Annotated in this window: 14 protein-coding genes; 3 read left to right on the top strand and 11 right to left on the bottom strand. The window is 73.0% G+C overall.

Features of this window, described 5'->3' with window-relative positions; all coding sequences use genetic code 11:
* Positions 1-21: 21 nt before the first annotated feature.
* The 9 genes from mctP to AB0F98_RS23655 all read right to left on the bottom strand — a co-directional run bounded on the left by mctP (position 22) and on the right by AB0F98_RS23655 (position 9,710).
* Positions 22-1,671, bottom strand: a complete 1,650-nt coding sequence (mctP, locus tag AB0F98_RS23695) for a monocarboxylate uptake permease MctP (protein ID WP_357738890.1) — start codon at positions 1,669-1,671, stop codon at positions 22-24.
* Positions 1,671-1,913: a DUF3311 domain-containing protein gene (locus tag AB0F98_RS23690; RefSeq protein WP_357738887.1), complete on the bottom strand. Its 243-nt coding sequence runs from the start codon at positions 1,911-1,913 to the stop codon at positions 1,671-1,673. The genes mctP and AB0F98_RS23690 overlap by 1 nt, the downstream gene beginning before the upstream one ends.
* Before the next feature lie 337 nt (positions 1,914-2,250).
* The gene (locus AB0F98_RS23685; protein ID WP_357738885.1) at positions 2,251-4,707 is read right to left on the bottom strand and encodes a M14 family zinc carboxypeptidase; all 2,457 of its coding nucleotides are present in this window, start codon (positions 4,705-4,707) and stop codon (positions 2,251-2,253) included.
* Positions 4,708-4,820: 113 nt separating this feature from the next.
* Complete coding sequence (locus AB0F98_RS23680; RefSeq protein WP_355149468.1) at positions 4,821-4,901, bottom strand: putative leader peptide; 81 nt, start codon at positions 4,899-4,901, stop codon at positions 4,821-4,823.
* A gap of 84 nt (positions 4,902-4,985) precedes the next feature.
* On the bottom strand, positions 4,986-6,206 hold the full coding sequence (locus AB0F98_RS23675; protein ID WP_357738882.1) for a bifunctional RNase H/acid phosphatase: 1,221 nt from the start codon (positions 6,204-6,206) through the stop codon (positions 4,986-4,988).
* A gap of 5 nt (positions 6,207-6,211) precedes the next feature.
* A complete protein-coding gene (locus tag AB0F98_RS23670) occupies positions 6,212-6,949 on the bottom strand; it encodes a C4-type zinc ribbon domain-containing protein (protein ID WP_357738879.1) in 738 nt (245 codons plus the stop codon).
* Positions 6,946-7,812, bottom strand: a complete 867-nt coding sequence (locus AB0F98_RS23665; RefSeq protein ID WP_357738876.1) for a Nif3-like dinuclear metal center hexameric protein — start codon at positions 7,810-7,812, stop codon at positions 6,946-6,948. The genes AB0F98_RS23670 and AB0F98_RS23665 overlap by 4 nt, the downstream gene beginning before the upstream one ends.
* Positions 7,813-7,891: 79 nt before the next feature.
* Complete coding sequence (locus tag AB0F98_RS23660) at positions 7,892-8,464, bottom strand: flavoprotein (protein ID WP_357738873.1); 573 nt, start codon at positions 8,462-8,464, stop codon at positions 7,892-7,894.
* Positions 8,465-8,480: 16 nt separating this feature from the next.
* Positions 8,481-9,710: a helix-turn-helix domain-containing protein gene (locus tag AB0F98_RS23655; protein ID WP_357738870.1), complete on the bottom strand. Its 1,230-nt coding sequence runs from the start codon at positions 9,708-9,710 to the stop codon at positions 8,481-8,483.
* A 245-nt stretch (positions 9,711-9,955) separates the two neighbouring features.
* Between AB0F98_RS23655 and AB0F98_RS23650 the strand changes: the two genes are divergently transcribed.
* Both AB0F98_RS23650 and AB0F98_RS23645 read left to right on the top strand, forming a co-directional pair.
* Positions 9,956-10,627 (top strand): bifunctional DNA primase/polymerase, encoded by a 672-nt coding sequence (locus tag AB0F98_RS23650; protein WP_357738998.1) that lies wholly within the window; start codon positions 9,956-9,958, stop codon positions 10,625-10,627.
* 1,123 nt (positions 10,628-11,750) lie between these two features.
* Positions 11,751-12,008 carry a DUF3040 domain-containing protein gene (locus tag AB0F98_RS23645; RefSeq protein WP_076468156.1) on the top strand — a complete coding sequence of 86 codons (258 nt, stop codon included), beginning with the start codon at positions 11,751-11,753 and terminating at the stop codon, positions 12,006-12,008.
* A gap of 72 nt (positions 12,009-12,080) precedes the next feature.
* On the opposite strand, the gene AB0F98_RS23640 is transcribed toward AB0F98_RS23645, so the two are convergent.
* Entirely contained in the window at positions 12,081-12,983 is a 903-nt protein-coding gene (locus AB0F98_RS23640; protein WP_357738867.1) for an SWIM zinc finger family protein, read from the bottom strand.
* Positions 12,980-16,069, bottom strand: coding sequence for a DEAD/DEAH box helicase (locus tag AB0F98_RS23635; protein ID WP_357738864.1), 3,090 nt, complete (start codon positions 16,067-16,069; stop codon positions 12,980-12,982). Before AB0F98_RS23635 ends, AB0F98_RS23640 begins: the two co-directional genes overlap by 4 nt.
* A gap of 182 nt (positions 16,070-16,251) precedes the next feature.
* Between AB0F98_RS23635 and AB0F98_RS23630 the strand changes: the two genes are divergently transcribed.
* Positions 16,252-16,458, top strand: a complete 207-nt coding sequence (locus tag AB0F98_RS23630; RefSeq protein WP_357738861.1) for a hypothetical protein — start codon at positions 16,252-16,254, stop codon at positions 16,456-16,458.
* The last annotated feature ends 39 nt before the right edge of the window (positions 16,459-16,497 follow it).

The following is a 16,497-nucleotide window of genomic DNA, read 5'->3' as shown; positions in this document are numbered from 1 at the left end:
TCGACCGAGGGCCTCTTCGTCTCAGGCGACCGGTTCGGGGGCGGCGTCCGCGTCGGTGCGGGTGCCGGGGGTGACCCGGGGGTCGCCCTCGTCGGCGAAGTAGTCGTCCCGCGCGGTGCCGTCGACACCCTCGGCCACCTTGGCGGCCCGCAGCACCAGCGTCACCAGGGCCGCGACCAGCAGGTTGACCAGCACGGCGACCATCCCGACGTAGATGGTCTTCTGCGTGTCGAAGCCGAACTTCTCCAGCGGGAAGGCCGAGCCGGCGAAGTGCTTCCGGGTCGGGCTGGAGATCTGGTAGAGCATCCACATGCCCAGACCCATGCCGGCCACCCAGCCCGCTACCAACCCGCCGCGGTGGAACCAGCGGGTGTAGATGCCCAGCGCCACCGCGGGCAGCGTCTGCAGGATGATCACGCCGCCGATGAGCTGGAGGTCGATGGAGAACTGCGGGTCGAGGAAGACGATGCAGGCCACCGCGCCGATCTTGACCACCAGCGAGGTGATCTTCGAGACGTTCGCCTCCTGCGCCGGGGTGGCGTTCCGCCGCAGGTACTCCTTGTAGATGTTGCGGGTGAACAGGTTCGCCGCCGCGATCGACATGATCGCCGCCGGCACCAGCGCGCCGATGCCGATGGCGGCGTACGCCACGCCGGTGAACCAGCTCGGGAACTGCTGGTCGAACAGCAGCGGCACGACGGTGTTGTTGTCCACCGTGCCCTCCGACGCCCCGGGCAGCGGCGTCACGTCGGCCGCGATCGCCATGTAGCCGAGCAGCGCGATCAGACCGAGCAGCAGGCTGTACGCGGGCAGCGCGGACATGTTCCGCTTGATGACGTCCCGGTTCCGGCTGGCCAGCACGCCGGTGAGGCTGTGCGGGTAGAGGAACAACGCAAGCGCCGAGCCGAGCGCCAACGTGACGTACTGGAGCTGGTTGTTGGCGTTGAGCAACACCCCGTCGCCGGGCGCGGGTGACGCGTCGAACTTCGCGTCCGCCGCGTCGAAGATCTCCCCCCAACCACCCAACTTGTACGGCAGGTAGAAGATCGCGACCAGGATCACGATGTAGATCAGTGAGTCCTTGACGAACGCGATCAGCGCCGGCGCGCGCAGCCCCGACTGGTAGGTGTAGGCGGCCAGGATGGCGAACGCCACGATGATCGGCAGGTGCCGGGCGAGGGTGCTCTCCCCCGTCACGCCCATGGCCTTGAGCACCGACTCGATGCCGACGAGCTGCAACGCGATGTACGGCATGGTCGCCACGATGCCGGTGATCGCGATGACCAGCGCCAGCACCGGCGAGTCGAACCGGCTGCGGACGAAGTCGGCAGGGGTGACGAAGCCGTGCCGGTGCGAGACCGACCAGAGGCGGGCCAGCACCAGGAACACCAACGGGTAGATCACGATGGTGTACGGCACCGCGAAGAAGCCCATCGCGCCGGCTCCGAACACCAGCGCCGGCACCGCGACGAAGGTGTACGCGGTGTAGAGGTCACCGCCCACCAGGAACCAGGTGATCCAGCCGCCGAAGTTGCGCCCGCCCAGCCCCCACTCGTCGAGGTGCGCCATGTCCTTCGGCGCACGCCACCGGGCAGCCACGAAACCCATCCCGCTGACCAGCAGGAAGAGCAGGGAAAAGATGATGATCTCGGTGAGATGGTCACGCCACATCAGCGGCCACCCCGCCTCTTGGTGAGCTGGTAGACCACGGTCGTGGTGGTCACGCCGAGGATGATGTAGGCGAGCTGGAGCCAGTAGAAACGCGGGAAGCCGAACAGGCGCGGCGAGTCCCCGTTGAAGAACGACGGGACCAGCGGCACCACGATCGGGATGAAGAGCAACCAGTTCCAGGGGCTTTTGTCCTTCGCCCTGGCCGACGCCGTCGGCGGCGCCTCCGGGTCCGGTGCAGCCATGTGACAGACCTCCGGGAAGTCGTAGCACGCGTTGTAACGGCCGGAGGCTACGGCTGTGTGACCACCGTCACGCGACCCGCGCGGGAGGCGCTGCGCCGAACGGCGCTCGGGCTGCGCCGAACGGCGCGGCGACTCGTCGCCGTCACCGTCACCCCGACGGCCCACCACGGCGTCCCGCAGGCCCGTCGCCACGCTGCCCCGGCCCCGCGAAACCCGACGGGCCCGGGCACCTTCCGGCACCCGGGCCCGTCTCCCGGCTCAACGCGCGGCCGTCACGACCGCGGTCCTCAGCGCCGCGCGGCCGTCACGACCGCGGTCCTCGGCGCCGCACGGCGCGTCACCGCTGCGCGGCCCAGAGCAGGGCGCGCCCGAACTGCGCCTGCAGACCCTTCGGGTGCAGGCGGAACGTCGGGTCGGTGCCGAAGAGCACCACGCCGTTGCCGCCGGTGGAGACCCCACGGACGATGCTGGCCCGGTCGGCCGCCGCGGACTGGCCGCCGGCGCCCTCGGCCACCCACCAGCCGGAGAGCAGCGGGTCGGGAGCGTACGACTGCTCGACGGTCACTCCGGAGCCCAGACCGGTGAACCACACCGGCTGGCTGATGAACGAGTGGTCGGCCGCACGGGCGCTGACCGGACCGCCGGTGTTGACCACGTTGGCCACCCCGCTGGCCAGGCTCGGTCCGGCGGTGGCAGTCACCGTGAGCAGGCCGGCGGCGTTGCTGAAGCCCGCCCCGGGCGTACCCAGGCCGACCACGCCACCGCCACGGGCGAGGAAGGCGTCCAGGGCGGCACGGTTCTCCGCCGACAGGTTCGCCAGGTTGACGTTGCCGGCCACGACCAGCACGTCGACGTCCGCGGTGAGGGTCGTGCCGAGCGTGCTCGCGGTCAGGGCACGGGCCGCGAAACCGAGCTCGGCCAGGGTGTCCCGCTCCTCGACCGTGCCGAGGTAGCCGACGACGACCTCGTCCAGCCGGGTCCCCTGCCAGTGCTTCGGCGCCGGTTGGAAGGTCACGCCGTGGGCGCGTACCTCGGCGCGGGCCAGCTTCCGGTTCCCCGGCGTGCCGGGTACGACCACCGACCCGTCCGCGAGGCGGTGCACCGCGACACCCATGCCCAGCAGCGAGTTGACCACGAGCAGATCAGCGGCGTCGCGCAGGTCGAGGCGCAGGTCACCGTTGCCCGACGGGAGACGCCCCTCGGCCACCCCGTCGTACGTCCGCTCCAGGCGCACGTCGGGCAGCTCGTCCCAGAGGGTGTCCACGGTGGCGCCCCACGTCAGCCCCTGACTCCAGGCGGCCGGGCCGGCGTAGAGGTCGTCCACCCGTTCGGTGATGTCGGCGCCCGGCTCCAGCAGCGAGTTGACCAGGCCACGCTTGGGCTGATGCAGGTCGACCACGTACGAGCCGGCCTCGTAGCGCCTTCCGTCCGCCGTGAACGCCTTCTTAGCCCGCCACACCCGGCCTCCGCTGCCGATCAGCAGGTCGACGAGGCGGGCGGCGGCGGGCTCGGACCGCTGGCCGGTCCCGCTGGGAATGACGTACGCGCGGGGGAAGGTGGTGCGGTAGTCGTCCTCGGGGCCCCAGCCCGGCACGTACCCGTCGGGAATGTCGCGCAGCGGCTCACCGGCCCAGCCACGCCGGTAGACCTCCGCCTGGTCGTGCAGCACCTCCGCCCGGTGCTCCTGGATGTACCGCAGCGACGTCCGGATCGCCACCTCGTGGACGTCCGTGTTGATGCGCGAGCGACGCACGCGCTCCTCGGGCGTGAGGTCGCTGCCCCGCGGGTTCAGCGGCGCCTCGATCGTGTACGGGATGCTGCTCTGCAGCATGGCGAAGGAGGGCACGTAGACAGGCGGGAAGTCGTCCCACACGCCCGGCTCGTCGTCGCGGAACGGGATCCGGGCCCGCTGTGTCTCGGCGTACCCGAGGTCGCGCAGGCCCTGCTCGATCGCCAGCGCGTTCGGCAGACCGTGCTTGATGTACAGGTCGTACTCGTTGTTCACGTTGTGCGGCGGCGTGCTGGGGTGCAGCAGTGTCGGGTTGACGTAGCCGTGCAGGTCGAGCGTGATGATCGGCTTCGTGTCGACGATCAGCTCGCGGATGAGGTTCGTCTCCGGTTGCGACACGGTCGTGAGGTCACGGTTCAGGTCGTACCCCGCGGCGTTGGCCCGGGTGCCGGCCACCCGGCCGTCCGGATTGGAGGTGATGTTGAATACCAGCCGGTTGCGCTCCAGCAGCCGCGTCACCTCGGGACTGGTGTCCGTGGCCAGGTCCTCGATCACCCGCAGCGCCGCGTCGGTGCCCTCCCACTCGTTGCCGTGGATGTTGGCGTTGACGAACAGCGGGGTCTTGTAGCCGGCGAGCAGCGCCGGGTCCTGCCGGGCACTGACCGGCTCGTCCTCGATGCGACGCTTCCAGATCTCCTGCTGCCGGGCTTCGGCGCGGCTCTCCGGCGCGGTCACCGTGACCGCGTACAGGTCGTAGCCGCCGGCGGACTTCCCGGCCACACGGGCGGAGACCCGACGGCTGGCGGTCTGCAGGGCGTTGAGCTTCGGAGCGATGTCGTCGTACGCGATGACGCCGATCGGGATGGAGGCGTCCGTCGGGTTGTCGGGCCAGACCGGCAGGACGCTCTGCCGGGGATAGCCCAGGATGTGGGCCAGGTCGGGGGCGGCCGGTGGCACCGTCGGCAGCGCCGACGCGACGGCCGGCGCGGTCAGCGCCGCGGTGGAGAGGACCGCGGCGGTCACCGCGGTGGCGGTGAGCCGGGGAAGGATTCTGCGTACCGACAAGGACACGTCTCCTGTCTGGAGGCGGGGTGCGCGCAGGCGGACGCACCGCAGGGCCGGAGACCTGCGGAGTCGGGATATCGCCAGCAGCGTGCGAGGAAGGGTGGAACCCGGCGTCAGAGGGAGCGTCGACAGGCAGCGCTGGCGACGCGCAGGAGGTCGATGTGACCCCGCTTCGTCAGGTGAACGCTTCGCACGTAACAGATCTTCGATGTCTCACAGCGCGCTGTCAACCGGCACACGGAACGTGAAGTGTGGCGCGCGACACCACCGGCCGCGGGTCAGGCGATCTCGGCCAGGTGAGCGGTGTCGTTGACCAGGCGGACCGCCACCCCGCCGTCCGGCCACAGGTCCACCACGGAAATGCCGGCCGCGTCGAGGTAGAGCCGGTGCAGGAAGGCGTCGCCGGCCGCGAGCACCTCGCGCAGCATCAGCTTGATCGGCGAGACGTGCGAGACCACCACCACGGTCTCCCGGGGGTACGCCGCACAGAGCGCCGTTACCGCCCGGCCGGCCCGCTCGGCGACCTGGACGAAGGACTCCCCGTCCGGCGGCGCGACTGCCGTCGAGGCGAGCCAGGCGTCCAGCTCCCCCGGCCAGCCCTCGCGCACCTCGGCGAACGTCCGTCCCTCCCAGGCGCCGAAGTCACACTCGATGAGGTCGTCCTCGCGGCGCACCGGCACACCACCGAGCGCCTCGGCGATCGCCGCCGCCGTCGCCGTACACCGGGACAGCGGCGAACTGACCACGGCGACCGCACCCGGCGCCAGCGCGGCCACCCGGGCCGCGGTGGCCGCGATCTGCTCACGCCCCCGCGCCGAGAGCGCGACGTCCCCGCGACCGGAGTAGCGCCCCTGCTCGGTGTACTCGGTCTCGCCGTGCCGGACCAGCAGCAGCCGGGTCGCGGTGAAGCTCGGTCGGGGCTCCCAGGAGGCGGGTGCGGTGGTCGCATCACCGGCGGTGGCACGCACACTGGCGGCGCTGGTGCCGACCTGACGCGCCCGGTCCGTTGCCGCCGGATCCGGGCCGGCCACCTCGCGCGGCGGCTCGGTGATCCGGGGCGGCTCGACGACCGGCCGCGCCGGCGCGCCGGCAGCCGCGTCCATGGCGGCGTTGGCCAGGGCATCGGCGTGCCGGTTGCGTTCCCGTGGCACCCAGCTGAACCGGACCGCGGCGAACCGGGCCACCAGCTCGGCGGCCTGCGCGGCGAGCGGGCGGAGCCCGGGATTCTTGATCTGCCAACGGCCGCTCATCTGCTCGACCACGAGCTTCGAGTCCATCCGGGCGTCGACCTCGGTGGCGCCCAGCTCGGCGGCGGCCTCCAGCCCGGCGATCAGGCCGCGGTACTCGGCCACGTTGTTGGTGGCCACCCCGATCGACTCGGACCGCTCGGCGAGCACCTCACCGGTCTGCGGATCGCGGACCACCGCGCCGTAGCCGGCCGGACCGGGATTGCCCCGCGACCCGCCGTCGGCCTCGATCAGCACCACCTGTGGAGCCATGGCCGTTACAGACCAGACTCGTTGGTACGCACCATGATCCGTCGGCACTCCTCGCAGCGGACCACGTCGTCCGGGTCCGCTTTGCGGATGCGCGCCAGATCCGCCCCGGACAGCTCCAGCCGGCAGCCGCCGCAGCGACCGGCGGTGAGCAGCGCGGCACCGAGGCCGGTGTCCTCCCGGATGCGGTCGTAGAGCGTGACCAGGTCGGCCGGCAGATCGGCCGCGAGCGGCTGGCGGGAGGTGCGCTTGAACTCCTCCTCCTTGGCGATCTCCGCGAGGCTCTCGTCGCGCCGCTGCTCGGTGGCCGCCCGCTTGTCCCGGGCCTCGGCCAGCCGCTGTTCGACACCGTCGAGGACGCTCTGGGCGGTCTCCCGCTGCTCCATCAGTTCGAGTTCGGAGTCCTCCAGGTCACTCTGCCGCCGGTTCAACGACACCAGCTCGTGCTGGAGCGCCTCCAGCTCCCGGGCCGGGCCGCTGCCGGTGGCGAGCCGGGCCTCGTCCTTCTCCTTGCGGGCCCGGACCTGCTCGACGTCCTTCTCCATCCGGGTGATGTCCCGGTCCAGGTCGTCGACGGCCACCTGGGCGCGTACCCGCTCGTCCTCCAGCGCGGAGAGCTCCCGCGCCAGCGCCTCCAGCTCGGCCCGCTCGGGCAACGCGCGCCGGCGGTGAGCGAGCTGGGCGAGGGCGGTGTCGATCGCCTGGAGATCGAGCAGGCGGCGCTGGACCTTCGGGTCAGCCTTCACGTTCGGAGCTCCTTGTCGTCCAGGGCGGGGGCGCAAGCGTGCATGGTCCACGGGTCGGTGTCCAGGTCGGACACCAGCGTCTCGACGCCCGTGGTCTCCCGTAGGAGCGCCGCCAGGTCGTCGAGCCAGGGTCGCTCGGTCGCCCAGTGGGCGGCGTCGAGCAGGGCGGTCCCCTCGGCGGCGAGGTGCTCGCCGGCCGGGTGGTGCCGCAGGTCGGCGGTGAGGTAGGCGTCCGCCCCGGCCGCGGTCGCGTCACCGAGGAAGGCGTCGCCGGAGCCACCGCTGACCGCGAGCGTACGCACCATCCGCCCCGGGTCGCCAGCCGCGCGTACGCCCCAGGATGTGGCGGGGAGCACTGCGGCGGCGTGCCGGGTCAGCTCGGCGAGGGTCATCGGGCTGGGCAGCTCACCGACCCGGCCGAAGCCCCGACCCGGCCCGTACGCGGGCGAGCCGGGCGTGGCCGGGCGGAGTGGGCGCAGATCGGTCAACCCGAACCGGGCGGCGAGGGCGTCGGACACCCCGGGGGCCGCCACGTCGGCGTTCGTGTGCGCCACGTAGAGCGCCACTCCGGCCCGGATCAGCTGGTGGACGATCCGCCCCTTGTACGTCGTCGGCGCGACCGAGGAGACACCGCGCAGCAGCAGCGGATGATGGGCGACGATCATGTCGACGGCGGCATCGAGCGCCTCGGCGACGGTCTCCGGGACCACGTCGACCACACAGAGCACCCGGCGTACGGGGGCGGACGGCTCACCGAGCACCAGACCGACCCGGTCCCAGTCCTCGGCCCAGACCGGCGGGTAGCGCCGTTCCAACTCGGCGACCACCTCGGTCACCGTCGGCCCTGATCCGGTTGTGCTCACGGCGGGCCAGCTTACCGGCGTGGGCCGTGCCCGGCCGCCTCCCCCGCCGGACCAGGCGGTCGGCGTCTGCCCGGGCGGGTCAGACCACTGGGCAGAGCCGGCTGCGCAGCGCGACGAGCCCGATCTCCCACGGGAAGGCGTGCAGGTGCCGTTCGCCGGTGCCGGGTGCGTGCAGCGGGAAGACGTCGTCGCCGAAGAGCACGGTCACGCCCCACTCGTCCAGCCGGGCGAGGCCGGCCCGGAACGCCGGGTGGGCGGCCATGGCCGCGTTGGTGAACGGGACGGCCACGATCGGCTTGCCGAGGCCCTGCGCCTCCACCAGCAGCCCCAGCGCGAGGGTGTCGGTGATCCCGGCCGCCCACTTGTTGACCGTGTTGACCGTCGCCGGGCAGACGATCATCGCGTCCGCGGGCGGCAACAGGTCCGGGTCGCTCGGCTGCTTGTAGTGCGTACGGACCGGATGGCCGGTCTGCCGGGCCACGGCGGGCCGGTCGACGAACTTGGCGCCGTCCGGCGTCGCGATCACGCAGACGTCCCAGCCGTCCTGCTGAGCCAGGCTAACCAGCCGGCCGACGTGCCGAGCGAGCGGCGAACCGCAGGCGATGACGTAGAGCACCTCACGGCGCCCGTTGACGGATCCGGGGCCGGTCATCAGGCCGACTCCGTGCTCATACTCCTACTCCCATGTGCTCAGCCAACTCCGCAATCGGAGAAGGCGGCGCACCACGTGTGCGACGGAGGATGTCGGACATCACCTCGTGCGCGATCGGCCGGCACCGGATCTCCGACGGCGCGAGCCGGTCGCCGCGTAGCAGCATCTCCCCGGCGTTGGCGACGTCGCCCATCTGCGCGTAGCCCCGGGCGATGTCGAGGAGGTGATGCGCCCGCCGCTCGGGCAGCAGCGCGTTGAACGGCGGCTCCTGGATGCGGAGCTGGTGCACCTCCACGGCCCGGCCCCCGTCGCCCAGCTCGACGGCGGCGGCGGCCCGGTGCAGTTCGAGGTTGGTCGGGCCGAACGAGGTCCAGTAGTGGTTCTGGTCGCCACCGAGCAGGATGGCCGCCTCCTCGGCGCCGCTGATCAGGTCGCCGACGGTGGCCGAGTCACCGATCCGGGCGGCCGCCATCGCACCCTGGAGCAGGAGCATGCCGTAGACGCTGAGCCGTTCCGGGGAGGCGTCGTTGGCGCCGCCCGGCGCGAGCCGGTTGGCGATCGTGACGTTGAGCTCCAGCGCCGGCCGTGGCCGGCCCATGGCGACCAGCGCGTTGCAGACCCGGGTGGTGGCGATACCGGCCAGGAGTTGGTCGTCGGCCCGTTGGGCGACCGCCATCGACCGGTCGGCGGCGAGCCAGGCCAGGTCGCACTCGCCGAGCTTGCGCAGCACCGAGGAGGCGATCTGGTAGACCTGCCCGAGCAGGTGGGCCGCCTCGCGGGCCTCGTCGCCGCTGTAACCGGCGTCCGCCGCCTGCGCATCGCGCAGCAGCTTCGGCAGGGCGCGGGTGAGCATCCCGTAGCGGCCGTACTGGTAGGTGAGCCAGGCGTGGTTGACGGCCTTGCGCATGTCGGCCAGCGGCCGCGGGTACGGCGCGGCGTCGAAGTAGGCACTCATCGAGTCGTACCGCTCGAGGGCCGCCCGGATCTCCTCCACCTCGACCTGGTCGATGCAGTTGAGCGCGTCGGTGCGCCGCTCCGGGTCCTTGCCCAGCAACAACTGCACGTCGACCTGGAGGATGTCGGCGATCTCGTACAGGACGGAGAACTTGTCCAGCCGGCGGACACCCCGCTCGACCTTGTCCACCCAGCTCTTCGACTTGCCCAGCCGGTCGGCGAAGACCTGCTGCGACATCTTGCGCCGGCCTCGCCAGTAGGCGACCCGTCGACCTATGGGTAGCTCGTCCATCTACCGATCCCTCCCCTGCTGAGACGCGGGCCGATGGCCGGTCCGACTCCTCGCGGTTGCGGGCGCGGGCACGTCTCAGATTTCCGCTGGTCGCACAGTCTGTGCGTCAGCCGTACAGCCAGTCCTCATAGTTTTCGTGCAACTTGCATCAGCCGTTCGTCAACTCAACGATCGCGGGTTACGGCAGTGACGGTGCTCGACGTAATAGACGGGGTCCGTCGGGCCGACGAGGGGAGATGGCACAAATGTGGGGGAACGTCGGCCCGCGGGTCGCGCAACTGTCGCCTTTGGAGCGGGTCCGGCTGCGCCGGGTCGCGGTGCGCTACGCCGTCCACGGCTGGGAGGTGACCCCCGGGGCCTGCCTGGCCCGTAGCCGTTTCGTCTGTGGGCGGGCCGGCTGTCCCACGGTCGGCTGCCACCCCGCGCTGGAGAACTGGGAGCACGCGGCCAGCGCCGACCCGGCCCGGGTGGCGACCTGGTGGCGTACCCGGCCACACGGCGTGCTGCTGCCCACCGGCCGCGCGTTCGACGTGCTCGAAGTCCCCGCCCACCTCGGTCGGCTGGTGCTGGACGCGGTTCAGGTTCACCCGGCCGGCGCCGGCGTACGTGGGCCGGTGCTGGTCACGCCGACCGGCCGCTGGATGTTCCTGGTACGCCCCGGCGACCCGCTCCGGCCCGAACTGGAGCACTGCTTCCACGTGGTACGGCACGGGCCGGGCTCGTGGATCCCGGCGCCCCCCACCCGGCTGCCCGAGGGTGCCGTGCGCTGGGCGGTCGCGCCCGAGCAGGCCCGCTGGCAACTGCCCGACTCCTACCTCGTGCAGAACACCCTCATCGACGCGCTCCGGGCGACCGGCATCACGCTCACCTCGGATCTGCTCCCCGGTCATCTACCCCTCCCCCGTCGCGGCATGTGACCCGGCGGGACGGGGCCGGGACGTCGGGGTGGCCGCTGCCTCCAGCGGCAACCGGACAGCGACACGGGCGAGGCCGCGGGGCCTGCGGGACCCTGAAAACGGCAGCGTCGTGTAGGTGCCTGTCCTCGTTGAGCAGGGCGACGGCGCGGACCCGCGCCGGGAGCGGGGGAACAATGTCCACCGACAACACCGCGCCGTACACCGGCGGCAGTGAGCCGCCCTACCGCAGCCGCCCCCGGCGTCGCTGGGCCGGCACCCGCCCGGCGGGTTCACGTCCCGGTCGTCCCCGGCCGATGGGCTCCCGCCCGGCCGGCACGCACCGCCCGGTGCGCTGACCCGACCGACCCACCGCCCGGCGCCCAGTTAGCGGCCCTGATGACAGGTCCCCCTGGTAGCTGTTCCTCCCGGTGCCGTTCTTCCCGGTGGCGGTCCTGGCGGTAGGCGGTCTTTCAGCGGAGGTTGCCGACCACAAGGGAGGCCGAGGCGGGTGCCTGCGGCGGCCCCCCACGACCTCACCGGCATCGCCGCAGAGGTGGTCGGCCCGCCTCCGGCATTCCTGCCCGTCGGTGTGCGCGGGACGTACGGCACCCGCACACCCCGCCGTGCGCCTCGCCTGATGGGCGATTCGACCGCGACGGCCGCAGGCCCGGACAAGAGGCGCCGTAAGCGTTCGGACGGACAAGTCGCGGCGGCTACGACTTCCTGCGACGTTTCCGGCTGCTTCCGGTATCTGGGATAGAGCGTGATACCTCAGAGGCATATATATGACTCAGAGGTATCAGTGCGAGACACCGATGGGGCCGCTCCGCGCGACACGCCCAGCCTGCCAGTGGGCACCGGACGTGTCCGCATCTGCCGGTGTGGCGCACGGGGCCGCACAGATCCCTCGGTGGACGTCTGGGTGAGAGTGGTGCCAGCGTGCGCGTCGGCCTCGTGGCACGTCCGTACGGACCAGCGCGTGGCACGTCCGTACGGCCCGCCGTGGCACGCCCGGGCGGGGCGCGTAACACGGTCGCGCGGCAGGGCCGGGCAAGGGCAAAAGGACCGGCAGGGGGCGGCGTGAGCCACCGCCCCAGCGGGTATGCCGCCGGACCGCTGAACCGCGTGAGGGGAAGGCACCGCCATGCTCAGCAAAGAGGATCAGCGCAGGTTCGAACAGATCACCCGGCAGCTCCGCGAGAGCGACCCGGCGTTCTTCGCCCGGCTCGACAACCGGGCACGCGGCCGCCGCGGCCGCTACCTGCTGCTGTTGACCATCGTGCTGTGGGCCGCGCTGCCGGCGATGACCGTACTCGCCGGGCGGCTGGCCGGCGCCATCTGCGCAGTGGTACTGGTGGCCAACGCGGTGCTGATGTGGCGCTTCCGGCGCCGCTGGCTATGACCGTCCGCGCCGGCCGGCCCGCGGCTTCGGGAAGACCCGCACCGCGAGCGGGTCGGCGCGCCGGCATCGGCCTCAGCCGCCGAAGGCGCGGTAGGCCCGCCGGAGACGTTCCAGCAGACCTGGCCCGCCGATGGCGGGAGCCGGCGGTCCCAGCTGTCGCAGCAGCAGGTCCGGGCCGGTGGCCAGGATCGGCGGCCGGTCGGGCAGGGGCACCGGTGGCGACCAGAACCGGTCGGTCGCCTCGGCCATCGGCGTCGCAGGCAGGGTGGCCAGGGCCCGCGCGGCCCCGGCCGGCAGGGCGTCGACCGGCTCGGTGGCGACTGTCGCCTCGTCCTCTTCGGACGATGCCGGGGCCACCGCGCCGTCGCTGGTCGCCCGGAGCGCCCGGAGCCGGTCGAGCAGCTCGGTACGACTGCGGCCACGCCAGTGCAGCAGCTCGAACGGGTCCGCGTCGAACGCCTCGGCGAGCAGGTAGAACGTGGCCGCGAGATGTTTGCACGGCACGGCGAAGTCCGGGCAGTTGCACCGCTGGGTCAACTCGTCGATGCCGGCCGGGAAGAGTGGCGCGCCCGCCGAGGCGAAAAGCTCCTCCAGTTCGGACGGCAGGTCGCCGGCGAGCAGCCGGGCGCTGAAGAACGCCTGGGCGGCCAGCTCCGCCTCGATCCGGTTCCAGAGTTCGGCCGGGAACGGGGCAAGCCCGATGTGGACGTCGTACGGACGGGGCCGGGAGCCCTGCACCACGGCGCTCACCACGCCGGGAGCGATGTCCAGCCGCACGACCTGGCCGGCCCGCGCGTACGACCGGCCGCGGGTGAGCCGCGTGCCGAGAGCGAAGGACTCCAGCACCTCCAGGAACCGGCGTGACCACCAGGACTGGCCGATCGCGCCGCGGGTGCTGCGCGCCCGCAGGCCGCCCGCCACTTTTCGCGGACGGCCGTAGTCGGCGAAGCGGCCGTTGGTTGTCCCCTCGCTCACTCGACCACCGCCCCGGCCTCCAGCGCGAACAGCTCCCGCAGCTGCGCCGTCGACAGTTCGGTGACCCACTGCTCACCGGTACCCACCACCCGGGCCGCGAGGCTGCGCTTGTCGGCGATCAGAGCGGCCACCTTCTCCTCCACCGTTCCGGCGCAGACGAACTTGCGTACCTGCACCCGGCGGCGCTGACCGATCCGGAACGCCCGGTCCGTGGCCTGGTCCTCGACTGCCGGGTTCCACCAGCGGTCGACGTGCACGACATGGTTCGCGGCGGTCAGGGTGAGCCCGGTGCCGCCCGCCTTCAACGACAGGATGAAGATCGCCGGGCCGTCCGGGGACTGGAACCGGGTGACCATGGCGTCCCGGTCGGCCTTGCCGACGCCACCGTGCAGGAACAGCACCTCGCGGCCGAAGCGGGCCGAGAGGTGGCCGCGCAGCATGCCGCCGAACTCGGCGTACTGGGTGAAGAGCAGCGCCTTCTCCCCCGCCGCGAGCACCTCGTCGAGGATCTCGTCGAGCCGGGCCAGCTTGCCGGAGCGGCCGTCCAACGGTGAGCCGTCGCGCAGCAGCTGGGCGGGGTGGTTGCAGACCTGTTTGAGCCGGGTCATGGTGGCCAGCACCAGGCCGCGCCGTTCGATGCCCTCACTGGACTCGATCTTGGCGAGCATGTCGTCGACCACCGCCCGGTAGAGCGAGGCCTGCTCGGCCGTCAGGTTGCAGACCACCTCCATCTCCAGCTTCTCGGGCAGGTCCGAGATGATCGACGAGTCGGTCTTGAGCCGGCGCAGCACGAAGGGGCCGGTGATCCGGCGCAGCCGCTCGGCGGTCTCGGCGTCGCCGTGGCGCTCGATCGGCTCGGCGTACCGCTTCTTGAACGTGGCCGCCGGCCCGAGCAGCCCGGGGTTGACGAACTGCATGATCGACCACAGGTCGGCGAGCCGGTTCTCCACCGGCGTACCGGTGACGGCCACCCGTTGCCGCGCCGGCAGCGCGCGGACGGCCTCGGCCTGGCGGGTGGCCGCGTTCTTGATGGCCTGCGCCTCGTCCACCACCACCCGGTGCCAGTCGATGCCGGCGAGCGCCACCGCGTCGCGGGCCGCCACCGAGTAGGTGGTGAGCACGAGGTCGGCGCGCTGCACGGCCTCGGTGAACTCCGCTCCGCGGGCCCGGTCGGCGCCGTGATGCACGTGTACGCGCAGCTCCGGCGTGAACCGGGCCGCCTCCCGCTGCCAGTTGCCGACCAGCGACATGGGGCAGACGAGCAGCGTCGGCCCGGCCTCCGGCGGGTCCCCGGCGAGCAGCGCGAGCAGCTGCACCGTCTTGCCCAGACCCATGTCGTCGGCGAGCACGCCGCCCAGGCCGAGCGACTGGAGGAAGGCCAGCCAGGCCAGGCCCCGCCGCTGGTACGGGCGCAGCACGCCGCGGAACGACGCGGGCGGGTCCAGCGGGGTGAGCCGCCGTTCCACAGCCCCGGCGAGGAGGTCGCCCAACGCCCCGTCCGCGCTCACCTCCAGCACCGGCAGCGTCTCCTCGTCGTCACCGGCGGTCAGGCCGAGACGCAGCAGGTCCGCGATGGTCAGCTCGCCGGACGAGCGGAGCAGACGCAGCCCGGCGGCGAGCCGCTTCGGGTCCAGCTCGACCCAGCGACCGCGCAGCCGCACCAGCGGGGTCTTCAGCGACGCCAGCGACGCCAGTTCCTCGGCGGTGAGCGGCTGGTCGCCGAGGGCCACCTCCCACCGGTAGTCGACCAGGGCGTCCAGCCCGACCCCACCCCCGGTGGTGGCGACGGTGCCCGGGGCGGTGCGGCCGCGAGCGCGCAGCCGGGCGCCGAGCCGGGCCGAGGGACGTCGCCACCAGGACGGCAGCAGCACACCGAACCCGGCGGCGTGCAGCACCGGGGCGCCCTCCCGCAGGAACCGGTGCGCGCCCTCGACGTCCAGTTCCAGCGCCTCCGGCGCGGCCGTACGCAGCGCCTCGTCCAGGTCGGGCCAGAGGCGGCTGGCCCGGCCCAGTTCGGCGAGAAGTGTCTCCTGCACGTTCCCGGCCCGGCCGGCGAGGGCGGCCACCGCCGCCGGTTCCCGCCAGATCTGCCCGGCGTCGACGTGCAGGCTCGGTTCGTCCGCGGCCTGAAGCCCGAACTCCAGCCGCCACCGGCCCTCGGTGACGGCAGCTTGCCCGTCGTCGGCTCCGGTGCCGGGCACGGTCACCAGGACCGGTTCGGTGATCTCGTCCGGGGCCGGTTCGACCAGCCGGAAGCTGGCCCGGACGCGGCCGCCGGCGGCGTCCCGCTGCCACGCGTCCAGCTCCGCCCGGAGGGTGGCCAACGCGGCCGGGTCGGCGGTGAACTCCCGCTGCGGTCCGGCGAGGGCGGCCAGCCAGGCCGGCACGGGGCCGCCGGGGCGCATACCGCGGTGCAACGCGGTCTCCGCGAGCGCGGTGCGGGCGGCGGCGTCGGTCAGCGCGTCCAGTGCGTCGGCGACCAGGTCGCCCTGGGCCCGGTCGGGGTGGGCGGCACGGGCGGCCGGCGGCAGGGCGAGCGCGAGGGAGCGCGCCCAGCCGGCGTCGGTGCCGGTGAGCAGCGGTCGCCAGACCGCTCGCGCCGGGCGTCCGTCGACCACGCCGGGCAGCACCCGGCCGCGGGCCACCAGGTCGACCGCGAAGCGGGCCAGCTCGGCGAGGTGGCGCAGGGTCGCCCCCGGCACCACCGGCAGCTCGTCCAGGGCGCGTAGCAGGGACAGCGCGGCGTCCGGGGCGTACCGCAGCACCGGAACCCGCCAACCGGCGAGGGCGACCCGCCCACGCGGCGGCTCCTCGACGGCGGGCCGGACCAGTTCCGGCGACTCGACGGGTACGCCGCCGTGGGTCGGCAGGGTGAGCAGCTCGGAGCCGAGCCCGGCCGGCTCGGCCACCTCGGCGAGCGCGGCGGCCAGCGCCGGGTGGTCGGCTGCGAACGGGTGCGGGCGTTCCCGGGGCGGCCGGCCCGGCCGGCGGGGCGCGGCGGGCGGGAGGGCGCTCTCCTCGCCCCAGACGGCGAGCGACGGTTCGCCGGGTGTGCCGGGCAGCCACGACCCGTGGATGACCAGCACGTGCTCCCCCTCGTCGACAGCCCGGCCCAGGATAGGCGAACAGGGCCGCCGCTCCGGCGCCGCCATGTCCGGGCGGCCTGGTGGGCGGCCGCGAGAGTCCACGTCCGGGCAACCGCCGACGGGAATCGCCGCCCAGCCCGCTATCCGCTGCGCGGCCCCGCCGGGAAGGGCAGGATGGGCCCATGGCCGCAACGGTAGAGATTCCCATCGAGGACGGCCCGGCCGCCGGGCAGCGCGTCGTCGTCGAGTTGGACAGCAACGGCCGCCCGCCGCTGACCCATCACCATCTCGGCCCCGGCGGGCTGGCCGCTGCGGAGATCTACGAGCTGGAGTCCGCCGGCGAGGAGGCCCGCGACTGGCGCTACCGCTGGCGGGGTCCGGCCGCCTGAGCGGCCATCGGGAAACCCCGCGGCGAGGGAGGCGGAGCC

It is taken from the genome of Micromonospora sp. NPDC023737, from assembly GCF_040639715.1.
Classification (GTDB): Bacteria; Actinomycetota; Actinomycetes; order Mycobacteriales; family Micromonosporaceae; genus Micromonospora.
This window is presented reverse-complemented; position numbering and strand designations above follow the sequence as displayed.